Annotated in this window: 12 protein-coding genes; 7 read left to right on the top strand and 5 right to left on the bottom strand. The window is 30.3% G+C overall.

The window, feature by feature from the left end:
* Window positions 1-257 precede the first annotated feature (257 nt).
* From C4N20_RS02135 to C4N20_RS02120, 4 genes are all read right to left on the bottom strand, one after another.
* The gene (locus C4N20_RS02135; RefSeq protein ID WP_106878540.1) at window positions 258-4,445 is read right to left on the bottom strand and encodes an autotransporter outer membrane beta-barrel domain-containing protein; all 4,188 of its coding nucleotides are present in this window, start codon (window positions 4,443-4,445) and stop codon (window positions 258-260) included.
* Between the two features lie 393 nt (window positions 4,446-4,838).
* Window positions 4,839-5,441 (bottom strand): LysO family transporter, encoded by a 603-nt coding sequence (locus tag C4N20_RS02130; RefSeq protein ID WP_005981347.1) that lies wholly within the window; start codon window positions 5,439-5,441, stop codon window positions 4,839-4,841.
* On the bottom strand, window positions 5,441-5,716 hold the full coding sequence (locus C4N20_RS02125) for a hypothetical protein (RefSeq protein WP_005981349.1): 276 nt from the start codon (window positions 5,714-5,716) through the stop codon (window positions 5,441-5,443). Before C4N20_RS02125 ends, C4N20_RS02130 begins: the two co-directional genes overlap by 1 nt.
* A gap of 14 nt (window positions 5,717-5,730) precedes the next feature.
* Entirely contained in the window at window positions 5,731-6,783 is a 1,053-nt protein-coding gene (locus tag C4N20_RS02120) for an aldose epimerase family protein (RefSeq protein WP_005981351.1), read from the bottom strand.
* Between the two features lie 201 nt (window positions 6,784-6,984).
* Here C4N20_RS02120 and C4N20_RS02115 point away from each other — a divergent pair, with 201 nt between their 5' ends.
* The 3 genes from C4N20_RS02115 to C4N20_RS02105 all read left to right on the top strand — a co-directional run bounded on the left by C4N20_RS02115 (window position 6,985) and on the right by C4N20_RS02105 (window position 10,198).
* Window positions 6,985-8,511: an ABC transporter substrate-binding protein gene (locus C4N20_RS02115; protein WP_005981353.1), complete on the top strand. Its 1,527-nt coding sequence runs from the start codon at window positions 6,985-6,987 to the stop codon at window positions 8,509-8,511.
* 29 nt (window positions 8,512-8,540) lie between these two features.
* Entirely contained in the window at window positions 8,541-9,611 is a 1,071-nt protein-coding gene (locus C4N20_RS02110; RefSeq protein WP_005981355.1) for a M42 family metallopeptidase, read from the top strand.
* Between the two features lie 119 nt (window positions 9,612-9,730).
* On the top strand, window positions 9,731-10,198 hold the full coding sequence (locus tag C4N20_RS02105; RefSeq protein WP_005981357.1) for a hypothetical protein: 468 nt from the start codon (window positions 9,731-9,733) through the stop codon (window positions 10,196-10,198).
* 130 nt (window positions 10,199-10,328) lie between these two features.
* Here C4N20_RS02105 and C4N20_RS02100 read toward each other — a convergent pair whose 3' ends face one another.
* Entirely contained in the window at window positions 10,329-12,038 is a 1,710-nt protein-coding gene (locus C4N20_RS02100; protein ID WP_005981358.1) for a DUF6138 family protein, read from the bottom strand.
* Window positions 12,039-12,363: 325 nt separating this feature from the next.
* On the opposite strand from C4N20_RS02100, the gene C4N20_RS02095 reads away from it, so the two are divergent.
* The 4 genes from C4N20_RS02095 to C4N20_RS02080 all read left to right on the top strand — a co-directional run bounded on the left by C4N20_RS02095 (window position 12,364) and on the right by C4N20_RS02080 (window position 18,777).
* Window positions 12,364-12,624: a UTRA domain-containing protein gene (locus C4N20_RS02095; RefSeq protein WP_231940476.1), complete on the top strand. Its 261-nt coding sequence runs from the start codon at window positions 12,364-12,366 to the stop codon at window positions 12,622-12,624.
* Window positions 12,625-12,693: 69 nt separating this feature from the next.
* A complete protein-coding gene (locus C4N20_RS02090) occupies window positions 12,694-13,506 on the top strand; it encodes a MerR family transcriptional regulator (protein WP_005981363.1) in 813 nt (270 codons plus the stop codon).
* 723 nt (window positions 13,507-14,229) lie between these two features.
* Window positions 14,230-17,583 (top strand): type VI-C CRISPR-associated RNA-guided ribonuclease Cas13c, encoded by a 3,354-nt coding sequence (gene cas13c, locus C4N20_RS02085; protein WP_106878539.1) that lies wholly within the window; start codon window positions 14,230-14,232, stop codon window positions 17,581-17,583.
* A gap of 693 nt (window positions 17,584-18,276) precedes the next feature.
* Window positions 18,277-18,777: a type III toxin-antitoxin system ToxN/AbiQ family toxin gene (locus tag C4N20_RS02080; protein ID WP_005981365.1), complete on the top strand. Its 501-nt coding sequence runs from the start codon at window positions 18,277-18,279 to the stop codon at window positions 18,775-18,777.
* The last annotated feature ends 675 nt before the right edge of the window (window positions 18,778-19,452 follow it).

Here is a 19,452-nt window from a genome sequence, read left to right as displayed (position 1 = left end):
TCACCTCTTTATATGTATTAAATTTGTTTAAGATAACAGAATTATCTTAACATTTCTTACTGAAAATGTCAATTTTTATGCTGTGGGTAATCCATAGATAAAAACCATATTTAAGCTTTTAACTCATTGATATTTTAAATGACAGGATATATTTATGAGATAAAAATTTATACTATTATATTATATCATTAAAATGAAAAAATGATTATTAAAAAATATATTGTTTAAAAAGAAAATGACATACTGTTATCTAAAATCTAAAAAGCTATACGTAAACCTATTTCTCCAGCCAATTCATATTCTTCACCAAATTTTTTTGTACTGCTGGCCAAACTTAATTCACCATATATAGAAAATCTATCATTATCCCAATTATGTGATCCACCAACTCCTACACTCACCCAAGTATTGTTCATTTTACTTTCATAATCTACACCAGAAATACTGACAGTGGAGTCACCCTTGAACTCCTGATGGATGTTACCTAAAATATACAGCTTGTTACGTCTCATTTTGCCAGAAGAATCTAGGTGGCTCTTTTCATAATTAAGAGCTAGACCAAGTCTTCCTTCCAACCCAACATAATCTTTTTCATTTATGATTACGCTGTTTTGGATATCAGTAAAACTATCAAAATTGACACGTGAATAAGCTATCTGAGCTTGAGGTGTCAGTGACCAGTGTTGATTAAGGTCAAAAATACGTCCTACTTCAAGACTTAATGCATAACCTTTAGCATGATTTCCTTTTACTTGATCTAAGTCTGTAGTGATTGTATTAGAGTCAATATCACTTTTGAACCAATTATGCCAAGCTTGAGCATCAGTATAAAAACCATTGTGGTTATACCAAGTCAAAGTAGCTCCAAGTCCATATCCAGTAGTAGTTATATCTCCACTGCCATGGATAGAATCTATGTCAGACCAAGCTCTGCTCATATTACCATTGATTCCAGCAATTAGACGAGAACCATCAGCATTTTCATAGATAGGCATATCCACACCAACATTAACTCTACTGAAACGCAGTCTATAAGAACTTGTACTGCCCTTGTTTGAATCTAGGTGTGGCTCATAATAGCCTTTCATTCCTTCTACACGCATCCAGACATTATTTGGATAAATCTCAGTTTTGCCTCGGTCATAGCCTGTCTCATATCCATTTTTATCGTTCAGCCAAGGACGATGACCAATCCTTTGTTCCAGTGTAGGCAGTTTGTTAAGGCTACCCAGAATCAATGAATATGTCTCATAAAGTGGTGTTGCTGGATGGGGCACCAGAGAACCATCATTATTGGTAGCATTACGTAAAAATAGTCCAACCTGGTTATTAGGATTATCATACCAATCTTTGTCACTCTCCATAATATAGCTGTAAGCACCAGCTACAACTGCATTTTGACCTTTACTTGTTTTGAAATCAGAAACAAGGTGGAAATTTTCATCAAGCTGTTTGATTAAATCAGCCTGAGTAGCTCCAGAGTTATTGCCACGTAGACGGATTATCTCAATACCATGATTTGTTGTTGCACCATTTCCTCCTTGATGAATAACAACTACACCAGTTCCGCTTTTGTCTGAAGCCGAATCAATTACACCATCAATAGTTAATGAGCCATGATTGGATATATCATCCAGAAGTTCAGTATGAATCTCTACTGCTGCCCCCTTTCCAGCTCTGTAGTTACCTGCCAGAGTCAGAGGGACAAATTGAGAATCTGTACTATCAAAAGTATTATTAAAACGCTCAAGACCTGGAGCGATGGTACCATTGTTAATAATAGTTGTTAAATTTGCAGCAACTGGGGCATTTGAATTATTAAGCTGTACATTCATGGAATTTCCCACAATACCTTGTCCCTCTAATCTGGATCCAGCAGCAATAGTCACTTCTGAAGTATTCAACAAACCTTTAGAATTGCTCAAAGGTGTGTTGGGCTCAACAGCATCTAGGCGTAGGATTCCCTGATCAATAAAAGTACGACCAGAATAATACTGATTATCGAGTAATGTTAACACTCCTGCACCTGTTTTATGCAGATCTCTTCCTAAATCAGAAGCAGTTCCTGCAATACCATCTTTTAGAGAATTTTCATCTAATATAACAGCATTTCCATTAGTATTGATTGTACCACCACCCTTGTTCAAAATGATGGATTTTCCTGAACCTCTGAAATCAATATCAGCATCAGCACGTAAAGTACCCTGTGTACTGCCGCTTCCATCTAAAGAAGTATCTTCATGATCACCCAGTTGCACATCACTTTTTCCCAAGCTAAGGGGAGATGTAATTGCTACTGTACCATTCTTTACCCATGTGCCTCCACTGTAGGTATTATTGCCATATAATCCCAATGTACCAGTACCAGTTTTGATTAATTCAGTTTTTTCACCTGCATTTTGGTCAATATTTTGTGAAATAACTCCTGTATATCCTTGTGTATCAATAGTCACTGATTGTGGCAGTGTAGCATTATCACCACCACCAATAATCACAGGTCTTGAGTTCATATAGACGTTGCCATCCAGCTTCAAGGTAGTATTCCTCTCCAACTCAAGTAAACCATTAACTCCACCAAGGGAAGCATCAGAATTAATTGCCAGTGTTCCTTCCTTAACCTTTGTACCACCTTGATATAGATTGTTTCCATAGAGGGACAGTGTACCACTACCTGTTTTCACAAGGCTTCCCAGTCCATCTATATTACCATTAAAAGCTCCATTATTAGCCTGTGTATTGATTGTCATCATACTTGATGGCCCACCAGCTAGAGTAACAAGTCGGTTTGAATCAACATTTCCATTGAGTTGAAGTGTTGTAGTGTCATACATTACCAAACGACTGTTGCTGTTTCCTAAAGCTGAATCCGAGTTTATACCTAACACTCCTTCTTGAAGGACAGTACCACCAATATAGCTGTTTGTAGCATTCAAAGTCAGAGTGCCTGAACCAGTCTTTGTCAAAGTTCCAGTACCTGCAATAGTCTGATCAATATTTGTGATATATCCTTGAGTGTCAATGGTTCCACCACCTTCCATCAGAGTTATTGCCCGAGTAGTTTCCAGATTAAAAGAACTGTCAAAACGTAAAGTTCCATTAGTTCCTCCAGCTGTATTATCTGTACCAAGGGTGATGCTGCCAGATACAGCTCCAAGATCACTGTCTTTGTCCACAACCAAAGCTCCCTCATTGATAAATGTACCACCACTGTAGGTATTGGCAGTACCAGAAGACATAGTCAAAGAGCCAGTACCACTTTTAACGACTTGCCCAGTTCCAGTTATGGCACTGCCAGTATAACTGTCATCTATAGGCTGTTCAAAAATTAGTTTACCATTATTTGTCATATTGGTAGCACCATTTATTCCTTGAGCTTGAGCACTCAATTGACCAGGAGCATCAATATTGACAGTACCATTGAAGTCTGGGTTGGCTCCTACCAATGACAACAGACCTTTTTTAATGACTAGAGAATCCACCTCTTTCAATGAACCATTGATAGGTGATGATGGATGTGGATCACCAGGAACAGCTGGAACACTACCAAGAATTGCCCATGCTCCTTCACCATCTTTGGTAATAGATGAAAAGTTCAGAACTGAACCAGCCAATGTAGCTGACTCCCCTGAATTAGCATCCAAAGTCAAATCATTTGTTCCACCACCACCATCAACGTTACCAGTAATCTTTGAGCCAGGTCCAAAAAGCAGACTGTCATCACCACTACCAAATTTCAAAGATCCTTTAATAGTTCCATAATTATCAAATACCAGACCTGGACCGGCATTGCCACGACTGCTACCAAACACATTGTAACCATCGCCCTTACTTGTAGAGATAGTTCCATGATTTACAACCTTATTTCTATCAGCAACTGACACAGAGATACTGGTATCTTGAAACCATAAGGCTGCTCCATTGTTGCTGTGAATAGTTCCATTATTGATAATGGTGTTGCCAAATCCATGTGCATTGATGGCTTCTCCATTGGTAGTAGAACCTAGTTGCTGCACAGTACCTCCAGCCTCAATGGTCAATGTAGATTTGCTATTAAACTCAATGACATTAGGGCCACTGTTAAAATGGCCCTCACTATTAGAATTACTATTTCCTTCTACAGCAGCATCAGTTTTGACTGTGATCTTAGCATTGTCATTCACACTAATAACTGTTTTACCATCCTGTGTTACTTTAGTTGGAGTACTGCCGTTACCAATGGTCACTGTCCAACCATCATTCGCAGTTTCTTTACCTGTACCAATAGAAGCAGGGAGGTTGACTGTTCCCACATAGTCAACAGGGCTGCTGGCCCAAGCATCTTCTAAAGGTATACAAATGGACATGATACCTACTGTGAGCAGTGGAGATAGGATTTTCTTTTTCATTTTATTTTTTCTTGCAGAATTTTCTGACATTATCTTAATCACCTCATATTTTATATACATTAAAGCTAACACAAAAAAATTAAAGTCAACTTTTTTAGCAATTGAGCTATCTAAACAATAGTTTTTTTAATGTTATATTGTGTATACAATGGAAGGATAGCTATTCCTTTAAAATGTACAATTAAATTTAAAGTAAATAGCAAATATTTGTTGCCTCTGATAACTTACAAAATTCTATAAAATAAAACTAAACTTATAGATGATAGAAATGACAATGTAAAAAACATATATGGTAAACAGGAAATTGATTTTATTTTTATGTTTTTTCAATCTCATTATAAAATTTTCTGAAATTTTACTTTATTAAAAATAAAAAAACAGCCATTAAATTTATTTTTAATGACTGTTTGTATTCAAACTAAATGATTATTTTTTAATAGTTGTTTTAAAAATTTACCCCAAATTGAATATTGCTACAACAGCTGGCACCAAGATAGGAACAACTATTGTAATAACAAGTCCTGAATAAAAAGCAATTATAGATATATCTGGCGGATTGCTTCTGTTGATAACAGGAAGTACAGAGTCCATTGCAGTAGCTCCAGCAGATGATACTGATTGGAATGATCCAATCCTAGCAGCTATAAATGGAATTGTAAATATTGCCAGAAGCTCTCTAAATACATTTGAAAGGAAGGCAGTTCCACCTAATTGAGCATTTATTTTAGAAAGCTCTATAGCTGAAAATGAATACCAACCCATACCAGAACTTACAGCTACCCCTTCTCCCAGAGAAAGTGTAGTGATGAAAGAAGCAAGAACTCCTCCAAGCAAAGAACCAATTATTGTTACAAAAGGGAGCAGTAATACCTTTTTATTTAAAGTTTTTAACTGTTCAAATACACTTTGATTTTTTCCTATGTCTATTCCAACAAAGAAAAGAAGAAGGCATAGTCCAAATTTAATAAGATTATCAGCATGAGCCAGCACAAGAGGACTTTTACAGAAAAATCCAAGAAGAGCTCCAATAATAACAGACAAAGCTATTCCAAGCATTATTTATCCCCTCCTCTATAGAAAATATGAGTCAGAAGTATACTTCCTAACACTGCACATACTGCTACTATGATAGAATCTAGTCCCAAGATATGAAAATTAGCGATGATTTTGTCATCTGAACCTATTTTGTACCCCATTACCCCAAGTAAAAAAAATAAAGATAATGTTTGAAGAAGCCCAACTTTTCTGTCAATGATTTTAGGAATCCATCCTTTTTTAGTTATAAAATAACCAACAGAGATTATTAGGATATACAATATGATGTCTTGCATTATTCCTCCTTATATTAATTTTTATTTATTAAAAATTTAAAAATAGTTTTTTGACTGTAAGAATTTGATGGTGTATAGATCTTTCCTTTTTCTGGAAGGAAGCTTAAAACATTAGGATAATCCTGTGTCTCAAAGCAGATACCCATATGTTTTTTACAATCTGAACCATCAGAAAGTTTTCCTATTTCGTGAAGATAGTTTCCAGTGTATATAACAACTGCTGGCTGATCAGTAAATACTTTCAGCATTCTTCCAGAGATATCATCTTTCAGCTGAGCAGCAGGAATATCTCTATTTTGATTTAAAATAAAAGGATGATCCAGTCCATGATTTACTATCTTGATTTGAGGATATTCAGAATCAAGAGAAGTTTTCAAAAGAGAAAACTCATGAAAATCAAAAGGTGTGTTATGTGTTTCAGATATTTTTACTGGAAGAGTAGCTTCATCTACAGCAATAAAAGCATCTGAATCAAGTTTTAAATATTCATTTCTGATATCCCTTTTAAAGTCACCACTTAGATTGAAATATGAATGGTTAGTAAGATTCATATATGTTTCTCTGTCTGTAATACCTGAATATTCAAGAGACAATTCATCATTTTTTAAGATATATCTTACAGTGATAGAAATATTTCCCGGAAAGCCTTCTTCTAAATGAGGACTATTAAGTGTCAGCTCTATTCCGATAAAGTCATTTCCTTTTATTTCTTCAGCATTCCATATTTTATGACTGAAATTATTTATCCCACCATGAATATTATTTTTGCCACTGTTAGCATTAAGTTTGTATATAGTATCTTTTATCTTTAGTTCAGCATTTGATATTCTTCCAGCATTTCTTCCGACAACAGCTCCAAAGTAAGGAGATCTTTCTTCGTAATCAGAGATACTATCTAGGTTTAAAACTATATTTTCAACTTTACCATTTTTATCTGGAAAAGATATTTTTCTTATAATTCCTCCATAATTTAGAATTTCAACTTCTAAAAAATTATTTTTAAGAGTATATAATTTCACTATTTCGTTAAATTTTGTTTTGCCCCAATTTCTAACTGTTAATTCCATTTATTCTCACCTCTGAGCAATATTCTAACATAAAACGGCAATAAAAGATAGATGTAAAAGCAAACATAAGGGAATTTAAGGAAAAAGTAATACTGTAAATAAAATAAATCGTATACATATAAATATAATATTTTTATTATTCGGAAAATATGGTATATATAAAGGACAAGGAAAACAGAATATTTCAAAGAGGGGGATTTAATGAAGAAAAGAATTTTAGTATTACTATCATGTTTATTATCTTTTTTATTAGTTAGTTGTGGAGGAAGTAAGACAGCTGAAAAAGCAGCTTCTGGACCAAAAGATACATTAGTATTTGCACAAATATCTGAATGTAAAACTTTAGACCCACAGGATACTACAGAGCAGTATTCTCAAAGAATAATAAATGTACTTTATGACAGACTTGTAGAAGTAGATGAAATGACAGGAGAAACAATACCTGGACTGGCAAAAAGCTGGGAAAGAATAGATGACAATACTCTTTTATTCCATCTTAATGAAAATGTAAAATTTCACAATGGGGAAAAATTTACAGCAAATGACGTTAAATTTACTATTGAAAGAGCTAAAAGCTTACCAAAAGTAGGACACCTATATAAATTGATAAGCAATGTAGAAGTTGTAGATGATAATACAGTAAAAATTATAACTAGCGAGCCTTTTGCTCCGTTATTAGCTCACTTGAGCCACAAGACAGCATCTATAATAAGTGAAAAATATTATGCTGAAAAAGGAAATAAATATTTTGAAAATCCTGTTGGAACTGGTCCATATAAATATAAAGACTGGAAAATAGGAGACAGAATAACTTTAGAAGCATTCCCTGAGTACTTCAAAGGTGAACCTGCAATAAAATATATAGTTGTAAGAGCAGTGCCAGAAGAAAACAGCAGAGTTATAGGGCTTGAAACTGGTGAAATTGATATGACTGCTGATCTTGGTGCAGAATCAAGAAAAATAGTTTTAGATAACAAAGATAAAATAAACTATCTTGAATCAAGTGGAATATCTGTAAACTATGTAGGAATAAATACAGACAAAGGTGTTTTAAAAGATAGAGATGTAAGAAGAGCAATAGCAATGGCTATCAATAGAGATGATATTATCAATAGTATCATGATGGGAACAGTTGATAAAGCTAACAGTTTCATAGCTCCAGGAACATTTGGATACAGTCCAGATTCAAAAGTTTTAGACTATAATCCAGAAGAAGCTAAGAGAATAATTCAAGAAAAAGGATTAACAGGTACTAAATTAAGTCTTGGAGTAAGCAACAGTCCTGTAAGAATGCAAATGTGTGAAATAATTCAGGCTCAATTAAAAGAAGTAGGAATAGATGTATCTATCGAATCACTAGAGTGGGGAACTTTCCTTGCAGCAACTGGTAGAGGAGATCTTGATATGTTTACACTAGGATGGGGACCATCTACATATGATGGCGACTATGGATTCTACCCTAACTTCCACAGTTCTCAATTAGGTGGAGCAGGAAACAGATCACAATATGTAAATCCAGCAATGGACAAATTATTGGATGATGCTAAGAAAGAAGTAGACCAAAATAAGAGAAAAGAGCTATATAAAGAAGTTGCAGAAATTATTTATGATGATGTTCCAGTTATTCCTATGTATTATTCTAACAATACAGTAGCAGCTGTAAAAGGAATAGAAGGAGTAAAAGCAACAAGCTACATCAACTTTGATGAATTAAGTTTTAAAAAATAAACTGTTAGATAAAGATGGAGGCATAATCAATGAAAGAACTTATTAATATGATCGAGGAACTGACAAATACTTTTGGAGCTCCTGGTTTTGAAGATGAGGTCATGGAAAAAATAAAAAAAGAGGTAAACTTTCTAAGTGCAGAAAGAGATTCAATAAATAATCTGTATATAGGACTTGGAGAAAAGGATTCAGCTGTCCCTACAGTAGCTCTGGACTGTCATACTGATGAAGTAGGATTCATAGTGGAAAATATTAATAGAAACGGATCTATAAGTTTCCTTACTTTAGGAGGATGGCATGTAGGAAATGTTCCTGCCAGTGCTGTTGTTATTAAAAATAATAAGGGAGAGTATATCAAAGGTGTAGTTACATCTAAACCACCTCATTTTATGACTGATGAAGAAAAAAACAGACTTCCAAAAATGTCAGAGCTTACTATTGATATAGGAACAAGCAGTTATGAAGAAACTGTTGAGCTATATGGAATAGAAGTAGGAAATCCAATCGTTCCAGATGTAAGTTTTGTATATGATGAAAAAATAGGTATAATGAGAGCAAAAGCTTTTGATAACAGACTTGGATGTGCAGCTTCTATTGAAGTGCTGAAGGCTGTAAAAAATAATGGAATAAAAAATGTCAATGTAGTAGGAGCATTCGCTTCACAGGAAGAGGTTGGACTGAGGGGAGCTCAAGTGGCTGCTTACAGAGTAAAACCTGATTTTGCAATAGTGTTTGAAGGATCACCTGCTGATGACAGTTTCAAAGAAGGAACAGCTTCTCATGGAGCATTGAAAAAAGGTGTACAGCTAAGAGTTGTAGATGGAGCTATGATATCTAATCCTAGAGTCTTGAAATTTGCAAGAGATATAGCTGATAAAAAGGGAATAAAATACCAAATGATAGCAAGAGAAAAAGGATCAACTAATGGAGGAAAATATCATATTTCTGAAACTGGTATTCCTGTAATTGTGCTAGGTATCCCTACTAGATATATCCACACTCATTATTCTTATGCTTCAATAGATGATTTAACAGCAGCTATTTCACTAGCTGTAGAAGTAATCAAAGAATTGAATAAAGATATAATAAAATCATTCTAATAAAAAAAATCATCACCCATAAGGTAAATTTACTTTATGGGTGATTTTTTAATATTATATTTTATAAAAAAATGTTATCATATTTATAGTACATAAAATTCGTTTACGGAGGTATAATTATGAACATTATGGAAAAGTATGCTGAAAAAACAATTAATGAATTGGGGAAACTTTTTTTTGAGATAGGAAATGAGCAATTAGTTCCTGAACTTTCAAAGCATATAAACATTGCTTTGGAAAAATTCAAAGAAATGCAGAATGAAGATGATGAGCTGAATAAGATTATTATTATTGCTGATGTTGATGAGAAGCTTTTTGCATTTGCCACAGGTGATGGAAGTGAGCTGAGCAGCAAAGAGGATGAGAGTGTTTTTTACATAGCAAAAAGTGAGAATTTTAATGAGTGTATGGAATTGATAAAACATATATGTTTTGGAAATCATCCAGAGGGATACCTTTCATTAGATAGTGAAGTGTATCATTGGATCGGAGACGCTATGCCTGATATTGATGAGGATATGTCAGTAACTATCTATGGTGGATATTATTATGGAGAAACTGAAGTGGATCCATTCTGGGAATCTTAATTTTATTGAAAAAATAATATAAAAGAATATTTAAAAAAATTTAAAACCCCAAATTATTGAGTTTAATAATCTGGGGTTTTTATAAATTATATTTTTTTATTCATTATTATTATATCTTTAACAATTTCTTCTAATCTTCATCATCTTCTTCAGAGAGTTCAAGAATTTTTTGAAGATATTTCTGATTTACTTTCTCAGCTGCACTGATAGCTTCTTCCAATCCATCTTCATCATCCCATATACTTTCTATAATCTCATAGACAGAATAACTGCTGATTTCACTATTCTCTAACTCTTCTACAAACTTCTTTAAAATATCTGGATTATTTAATCCAGCAAAATTACTTCCTTTATAGCCATGATTATTTGAGTTAGTCAGACAGGCAATAACCACAGGAATATTTTCAGAAGTGATGCCGAATTTATCTATATATTCTCCTACAAACCAGCTTGGACTGATAGAGTGTTCAGAATCATTCTGCTCCATAAATTCCTGTACTATATCACCATTTGAGATATCAGCCAGCCCCAGAGCAAATACAGCATATCCTCCAACTGGAACAGCTTGTTCACAGTCAGCATCACTGTAATAATCATATGAGTCCATTATAGTATGGGCATATTCTTTCATTAATGGATAAAGAGCTGGATATTTTGCACAGTTATTCCAAAAAGTATTTGCTTTCGTTTTCTTTAAATCTGGGATAGGAAGAAATTCTTTTACCTTAGAATTAAATTTTATGCTGTATTCATTAGGAAATCCAGCTTTTATCAACTTAATAATAAATTCAACCATAGACTTATATGCTTCTTCACATTCCTCTTTTATTTTCAAATCTATAACCTTATCAATATCATTTCCAAGACAAGTAACATATTTATTTTTGAATTGTACTGTATCAGCAGGAATCTGCCCTGTACCAAATTTCAATATATTTTTAGCCTCTTTGTATCCAAGTTCACCAGCTGTTTTCAAATAATCTCGTCCATATTGTCTTTCATATTTATCAGTTCCATGTATCAGCATCATCATACATAACCAACAGGCAAGAGCCAGTTCTTCATTATTAGGAGTATGATTTTCATTTGCCCGAGTAAGTATGGCTGCTCCATTGGCAAATCCATAGATCAGATGACTCATCGTACTTTTGAAACGAGCTTTTTTAGCTTGTGCAATAAGAGCAGTAAAAAATTCTATAAGATGGACTCTGCCAAATTCTTCAAGGAAATCTTCTACAGCAACAGAGCATATAGGAGTTAGAGAATTATCTATTTCGCTGATATCAGCACTCTTATACTCTTCATTTTTAATAAAATTGTATATCAATTCTTTACGTTTATTCAGACGTTTTTCATCTTTAGCTGTTATTCTGGTTTGCTCCCATATCTGCCCCTGCATATGAGGAGCATCTGTAGGCAGAGGATCACGAGAAACACTAAATGTTACAGTGATTCCAAAGGAAGCATTGTACAGTCCACCATAAGGTTCATTATCCACTTTGTTTTGCAGCCAACTTTGTACTGTAGGAACAATATCATTTTTGAAAATTTCAGTTGTCAGAAATTTTAAATCAATATCCACTTCCTCTTCCATTCTGTGATGAGATACATGAATACTATTAAATTCAAAAAAACATGTGGTTTTATTGCTCTCTTTAGTACCATATTCAGGCTTTTCCATGTGATGATACCAAGAAAAATGAATTCCTTTTGCCCAGCCAGGCATAAATTTATCTTCTGGCAATGTTTCTTTATTTTTGATAGTTTCTCTGATTTCTTTTTCAAGAAGTTCAAAAATTTCAATCATTTTCTCTGCTACTACTTTCCCTCTGTTTTCCATGTAATCACTCTCCAATGTTTTGTCTGCCCAAAGATGTATATTATATGGGGATGTCTTAATATCTTATATCACAATCTGTGATTGCAGACAAGAAAGCTGAATATTCAATTACGCACTTAATGGTTGACAAGAGCCTTTAAAAATATGAAATAAAGAAATTTAGTGACTAAAAATATAAAATTGTAAAAATGATTTTAAATACTTTTGAAAATTATAGACAATTTATAATAATATATCTGAAATTTATATAAAAATAAGTTGAGTATTTATAAGAAAATTTTTTGTACCATTTTGCAATAATATACTTGCCTTTTAAAATAGAATATTGCGAGCTTCTGAGCTTCCTCAAAATATCTTTCAAAAATTAAATGTACAGTCTAATGATTTTGTACATTTCTTTTCTAGATTAAGAACAGGGAATGGAATGAATGTAGCTATTAGTTATGACTATGTTCCTTGCAGTACTCTTCCTGTTATAGAAGCAACTAGATTAGAGGGATCATTCTTTGAATATATAAAAGAATATGGATTGAATCTGGAAGTTTGGGATGAAGTATCAACTGTTACAGTTGAAAATATATATTAAAGAACAATCAAAATTATTATTGACTCTCTTCTTACAGGATGGTATAAAATTTTTAAGAGGTGATTTATTTTGTATAAAATAGGCTTGTTTTCACAAATAACCAAAACAACTATAAAAGCATTAAGGTATTATGATGAAGTAGGATTATTAAAACCCTCTATAATTAATAAAGAAAATAATTATAGATACTATACAACAGAGCAATTATATACTCTTCATAAAATATTGTGCTTAAAACAAATGGGGTTTTCTATATCTGAAATTTCTACAATTTTAAATAACAATAATATCAAACAAATAATAAATAGAAAAAAGATTGATTTAGAAAAAGAAATAGCATGTTTAGTGGATCAACTTACAAGGTTAAACAATTTTTCTAATGAAAATATAAAAGGAGATGGTTTTATGAATTATCAAGCAGCTATAAAAAATACATCTGAATGTATTGTTTATTACAAGAAGTTATCAATAGCAAATTATAATGATTATTTTAAAGTTATTCCACAGATAGGCAAAGAAGTAATAGAAGCAAATCCAGATTTAAAATGTATGATTCCAGAATACTGTTTTATACAATACTTAGATGATGAATATAAAGAGCAGAATTTTAGTATTGAATATTGTGAAGCTGTAACAAAATTTGGAAAAGAAACAGAATCAATAAAATTTAAAAAGCTCTCAAGCATTTTAGTTGTATCAACATTACATAAGGGAGATTACAATAATTTAAGAGATGCATATAATTATCTTTTTTCATGGATAAATAAGAATAACTATGAATGTATTGATAAAGCAAGAGAAGTTTACATAGATGGAATATGGAATAAAAAAAATAAAGAAGAATGGTTAACAGAATTACAGATTCCTATAAAGAAATTATAAAAAGCTAAAGTAAAAAATGGAGTTCTATTAAAGATATCTCGTATCACAAGACTTGATGATGGAAGAATTCTTAAATATATAGATGAAAGTATGTATGCTTCCAGAATAAGTCATTAAATTTTAAAATGATATTGTGTTTAATATCCACCTTACATTTTTGGGTAAATTAGGATATAATTAAGTAACAACAAAAGAACGAATTTCAATATAAGCACCAAGTAGAGAGATATCTGTCGTAACCAGATATCTCTTTTTTTGATAATTTGAATACATAAAAGCTTTAAAAAAAATATTTATAGAAATAGAGAGAAAAATAGAATCTATATTAAGTGAATATGATATAATAGTTAATAGAGGGAATTGTCGCTCTGTAATGCTGTAAAAACTATAGAAGGCTGACAAAAAAAGAAGTTAGAAAATATGGGAGGTGAAGGAATAATAAAATAAAGTTAAAGAAAAAATAGAATAAAAAGGAGGGATAGACAAAAACTACTAGGAAACACATTGAAAAATAAGGGTAAAAAACCTAACGGGACTAAATCCATGTAAGTGGAATTTAAACTAAAACAACAGTGGTTCAAGAATCTGTTCCAATTGGAGACTAAATCCATGTAAGTGGAATTTAAACACTATATTCAATCATTTTTTGTATTTTTTCTACTTCCGACTAAATCCATGTAAGTGGATTTAAAATATTTAAATTAATATAAAGTGAGGAATTTTATGGAAAATAAAAATAAAACTAAACCCAATAGAGGTTCAATAGTTAGAATTATAATTTCTAACTATGACACAAAAGGAATAAAAGAGATAAAAGTTCGTTATAGAAAACAAGCACAACTGGATACTTTTATTCTACAGACTACTCTTGATAAAGGTAATAACTCTATATTAATTAGTGAATTTAGAGTTAAAGCCAGAGAAAAGAATAGATATAGCTTTACATATGATGGAAAAGAGAAATTCTCTGCTCCATCTAATAGTGTTGTTATAACTAAAATAGATAATGCAGCTCCAGAAAAATTTAAAGAAATAAGAAAATATAAAATAACTTTAGAAATAGATGAAAAATGTAAAACTGGAAATATGATTACAGCTGCCATAGAAGACTTATTAGAAGATGACATAGCGAGAGAAGGAATAAGAAATCCTAGAAGAAAAGCATCAAAAACTGAAAGAAAACTTATAGCAGAATCTATTTGTCATAACTATGCTCAAATAGCACAGTGTCCAGTTGAAGAAATAGATGCTGTAAAAATCTATAAAGTAAAGAGATTTTTGAGCTATCGTTCTAATATGTTACTGTTTTTTGCTTTGATAAATGATTTTTTATGTAAAAACTTAAAAAATAAAAAAGGTGAAAAAATAAATGAAATATGGAAAATGGAAAATAAAGGAAATAATAAAAAGATAGACTTTGATGAGAACTACAATATATTAGTTGCACAAATTAAAGAGTATTTTACTAAAGAGATTGAAAATTATAATAACAGAATAGATAATATTATTGATAAGAAGGAATTGTTAAAATATTCTGAAAAAAAAGAAGAAAGTGAAAAAAATAAAAAATTAGAAGAATTGAATAAATTAAAGTCTCAAAAATTAAAGATTTTAACTGATGAAGAGATTAAAGCAGACGTCATAAAAATAATAAAGATATTTTCTGATTTAAGACATTCATTAATGCACTATGAATATAAATACTTTGAAAATTTATTTGAAAACAAAAAAAATGAAGAATTAGCTGAATTATTAAATTTGAACCTATTTAAAAACCTTACTCTATTAAGACAGATGAAAATTGAAAATAAGACTAATTATTTAGAAGGTAGGGAAGAATTTAATATTATAGGAAAAAATATAAAAGCTAAAGAGGTTCTTGGTCATTATAACCTTTTAGCTGAGCAAAAGAATGGCTTTAATAATTTTATAAACAGCTTTTTTGTTCAAGATGGAACAGAAAATCTTGAGTTTAAAAAACTTATTGATGAACATTTTGTAAATGCTAAGAAAAGATTAGAAAGAAATATAAAAAAATCTAAAAAATTGGAAAAAGAATTAGAGAAAATGGAGCAGCACTATCAAAGACTGAACTGTGCTTATGTATGGGATATTCATACTTCAACTACATATAAAAAATTGTACAATAAAAGAAAAAGTTTAATAGAAGAATATAATAAACAAATAAATGAAATAAAAGATAAAGAAGTAATAACTGCTATTAATGTAGAACTTTTAAGAATAAAAAAAGAGATGGAAGAAATTACTAAAAGTAATTCTTTGTTTAGATTGAAATATAAAATGCAGATAGCATATGCCTTTTTAGAAATAGAATTTGGAGGAAATATTGCTAAATTTAAAGATGAATTTGATTGTTCTAAAATGGAGGAAGTTCAAAAATATTTAAAAAAAGGTGTTAAATATTTAAAGTATTATAAAGACAAAGAAGCTCAAAAAAATTATGAATTTCCATTTGAAGAAATATTTGAAAATAAAGATACACATAATGAGGAATGGTTGGAAAATACTTCAGAAAACAATTTATTTAAATTCTATATTTTAACCTATTTACTACTGCCTATGGAATTTAAAGGAGATTTTTTAGGAGTTGTGAAGAAACATTACTATGATATAAAGAATGTAGATTTTACAGATGAAAGTGAAAAAGAATTATCTCAAGTACAGTTAGATAAAATGATTGGAGATAGTTTTTTCCATAAAATTCGTTTATTTGAAAAAAATACAAAAAGATATGAAATAATAAAATATTCTATTTTAACATCAGATGAAATAAAAAGATATTTTAGATTATTGGAATTAGATGTACCTTATTTTGAATATGAAAAAGGGACTGACGAAATAGGAATATTTAATAAAAATATAATTCTTACAATTTTTAAATATTATCAGATTATTTTTAGATTGTACAACGATTTAGAAATACATGGCTTATTTAATATATCATCTGATCTGGATAAAATATTGAGGGATTTAAAAAGCTATGGTAATAAAAATATTAATTTTCGAGAATTTCTTTATGTAATAAAGCAAAATAATAATTCAAGCACTGAAGAAGAGTATCGGAAAATCTGGGAAAATTTAGAAGCAAAATATTTGAGGCTACATTTACTGACTCCAGAAAAAGAAGAAATTAAAACAAAAACAAAAGAAGAATTGGAAAAATTAAATGAAATAAGCAATCTTAGAAATGGAATTTGTCATTTAAATTATAAGGAAATAATAGAAGAAATCTTAAAAACAGAAATTAGTGAAAAAAATAAAGAAGCAACTTTAAATGAAAAAATTAGAAAAGTAATAAACTTTATTAAAGAAAATGAATTAGATAAAGTAGAGCTAGGTTTTAATTTTATCAATGATTTTTTTATGAAAAAAGAGCAATTTATGTTTGGACAAATAAAACAAGTAAAAGAAGGAAACTCAGATAGTATAACAACTGAAAGAGAAAGAAAAGAGAAGAATAATAAAAAACTTAAAGAAACCTATGAACTAAATTGTGATAATTTGAGTGAGTTTTATGAAACATCAAATAATTTAAGAGAAAGAGCAAATTCTTCTTCACTTTTAGAGGATAGTGCTTTTCTGAAAAAAATTGGACTATATAAAGTAAAAAATAATAAAGTTAATAGTAAAGTAAAAGATGAAGAAAAAAGAATAGAGAATATAAAAAGAAAATTACTTAAAGATAGTTCAGATATTATGGGAATGTATAAAGCAGAAGTAGTAAAAAAATTAAAAGAAAAGTTAATTTTAATATTTAAACATGATGAAGAAAAAAGAATATATGTAACAGTATATGATACTTCAAAAGCAGTTCCTGAAAATATATCAAAAGAAATATTAGTAAAAAGAAATAATTCAAAGGAAGAATATTTTTTTGAGGATAATAATAAAAAATATGTTACTGAATACTATACTTTAGAAATAACTGAAACTAATGAATTAAAAGTAATTCCAGCAAAAAAACTAGAGGGAAAAGAATTTAAAACTGAAAAAAATAAAGAAAATAAACTTATGTTAAATAATCACTACTGTTTTAATGTAAAAATTATCTATTAAAATCTTATAATTTTTTAATAAATATAGGGTAATCTTAGCAGGATATCAGTATGAGTAAATAAGATATCCTGCTTAAACTGATTGTCTTTGGATAGTCAGTTTTTTTTGTCACTAACCAATAGTGAAAAAAATGCTGGAGATAGACAAAGGAGAAATAATAGAATAAGAGGGATAAAAAGAAAAAGAGGAAAAATAATTTAAAGAAAAAATAGAAAATAAAGGGAAATAGACAAAAACCAGTAGAGAAGGCATTGAAAAATAAGGGTGAAAAACCTAACAGGGACTAAATCCACATAAGTGGAATTTAAACTATTATCATTTTTTATTTTCATTCCTGATTCACTTTGGACTAAATCCACATAAGTGGAATTTAAACTCTTTAAGTTGTTCAAGTCTATAATTCATAAGTTCCTGACTAAATCCACATAATGTGGAATAGTTAACTAAGAAAATAAAAGATTAAAGTAGGATATAGTGAAATAGAGAAATTAACTAAATTGACAGTTTTGGATTAAAATGATATAATAAATTAAGAAAAAGCGGTGTACCCTACCATCAAGTGGGAGTTAAAAAAGCGGTGTACCCTACCATCAAGTGGGAGTTAAAAAAGCGGTGTACCCTACCATCGAGTGGGAGTTAAAAAAGTATAAAGAAGAGTGTTTTATCACTCTTCTTTTTTTAAGGAGAAATTTTATGGAAAGATTAAGATTTTATGAAGTAGATTTGGATTATATGGAATATATTCAAAAAGTTGAAAAAAAAATAATGGATAGCATCAATTCTAAATCAAATAGAAAATTTATTGGAATAGTTCTTAAAATAGATAATCTTGATTACATAATTCCTTTAACTTCACCAAAAGAAAAACATAAAAAAATGAAAAATAATATAGATTTTCTTAAAATAGATAACGGATTATTAGGAGCTATAAATTTCAATAATATGTTTCCAGTTCCAAAAGAATTGCATTTTGAAAAAGATATAAATTTAGAAATGGATATTAAATATAAGAACCTATTAATAAATCAGATTTCTTGGTGTAATGTAAGTTCTAACAAAGAAAAAATTTATAGAACAGCTGAAAGATTGTATAAAGAAATAACATCAAAAAGAGAAAAAAGCCATTTTTGGAGTAGATGCTGTGATTTTATTTTGTTGGAAAAAATAGCAAAAGAATATAAAAAGACAAATTAGATAAAAAGTTTATTTCATCTCCTTTATTTATAAATAGACTCTTTATATAATAAAGACACAGTAAAGTAATTTAAATTAGAATAGTATCAAGTGGAGAGGTATCTGTCACAACTAGATATCTCCTTTTTGTTTTAAAACAACATAGATAAGAAAATCTATTTTAGTAAAAAGTCGTCACTCATGAGGGAAATTTACCTTGTAGATGATTTTGGGTAAATATATGAAAATTTTGTAGAAAATATTTATAGGGATAGAGAGAAATAATATAATGATATTAAATGAATGTGGTATAATAGTTAGCATAGAAGATTGTCAGTCTATAATGCTCTAAAAATTATAACAGATTGACAAAAAAAGAAGCTGGAAAATATGAAAGGTTTAGAACTAATAAAATAAAGCCAAAAGAAAAAATAGAAAATAAAGGGAGATAGACAAAAACCAGTAGAGAAAGCATTGAAAAATAAGGGAAAAAAACCTAACGAGACTAAATCCACGTAAGTGGAATTTAAACATGTCATCCCCGTTACTTCTAAAGCTTTTTCGCTTATGACTAAATCCACGTAAGTGGAATTTAAACGATTCAAAAGCTTCGACAGTTATCAAAGAAGATAACATGGACTAAATCCACATAAGTGGAATTTAAATTATTGAAGTAGCCCTTGTTTAAATAATCTA

Source organism: Fusobacterium ulcerans, from assembly GCF_003019675.1.
GTDB lineage: Bacteria > Fusobacteriota > Fusobacteriia > Fusobacteriales > Fusobacteriaceae > Fusobacterium_A > Fusobacterium_A ulcerans.
Note: the sequence above shows the minus strand (reverse complement) of the source record. Positions and strands in the feature narration are given on the sequence as shown.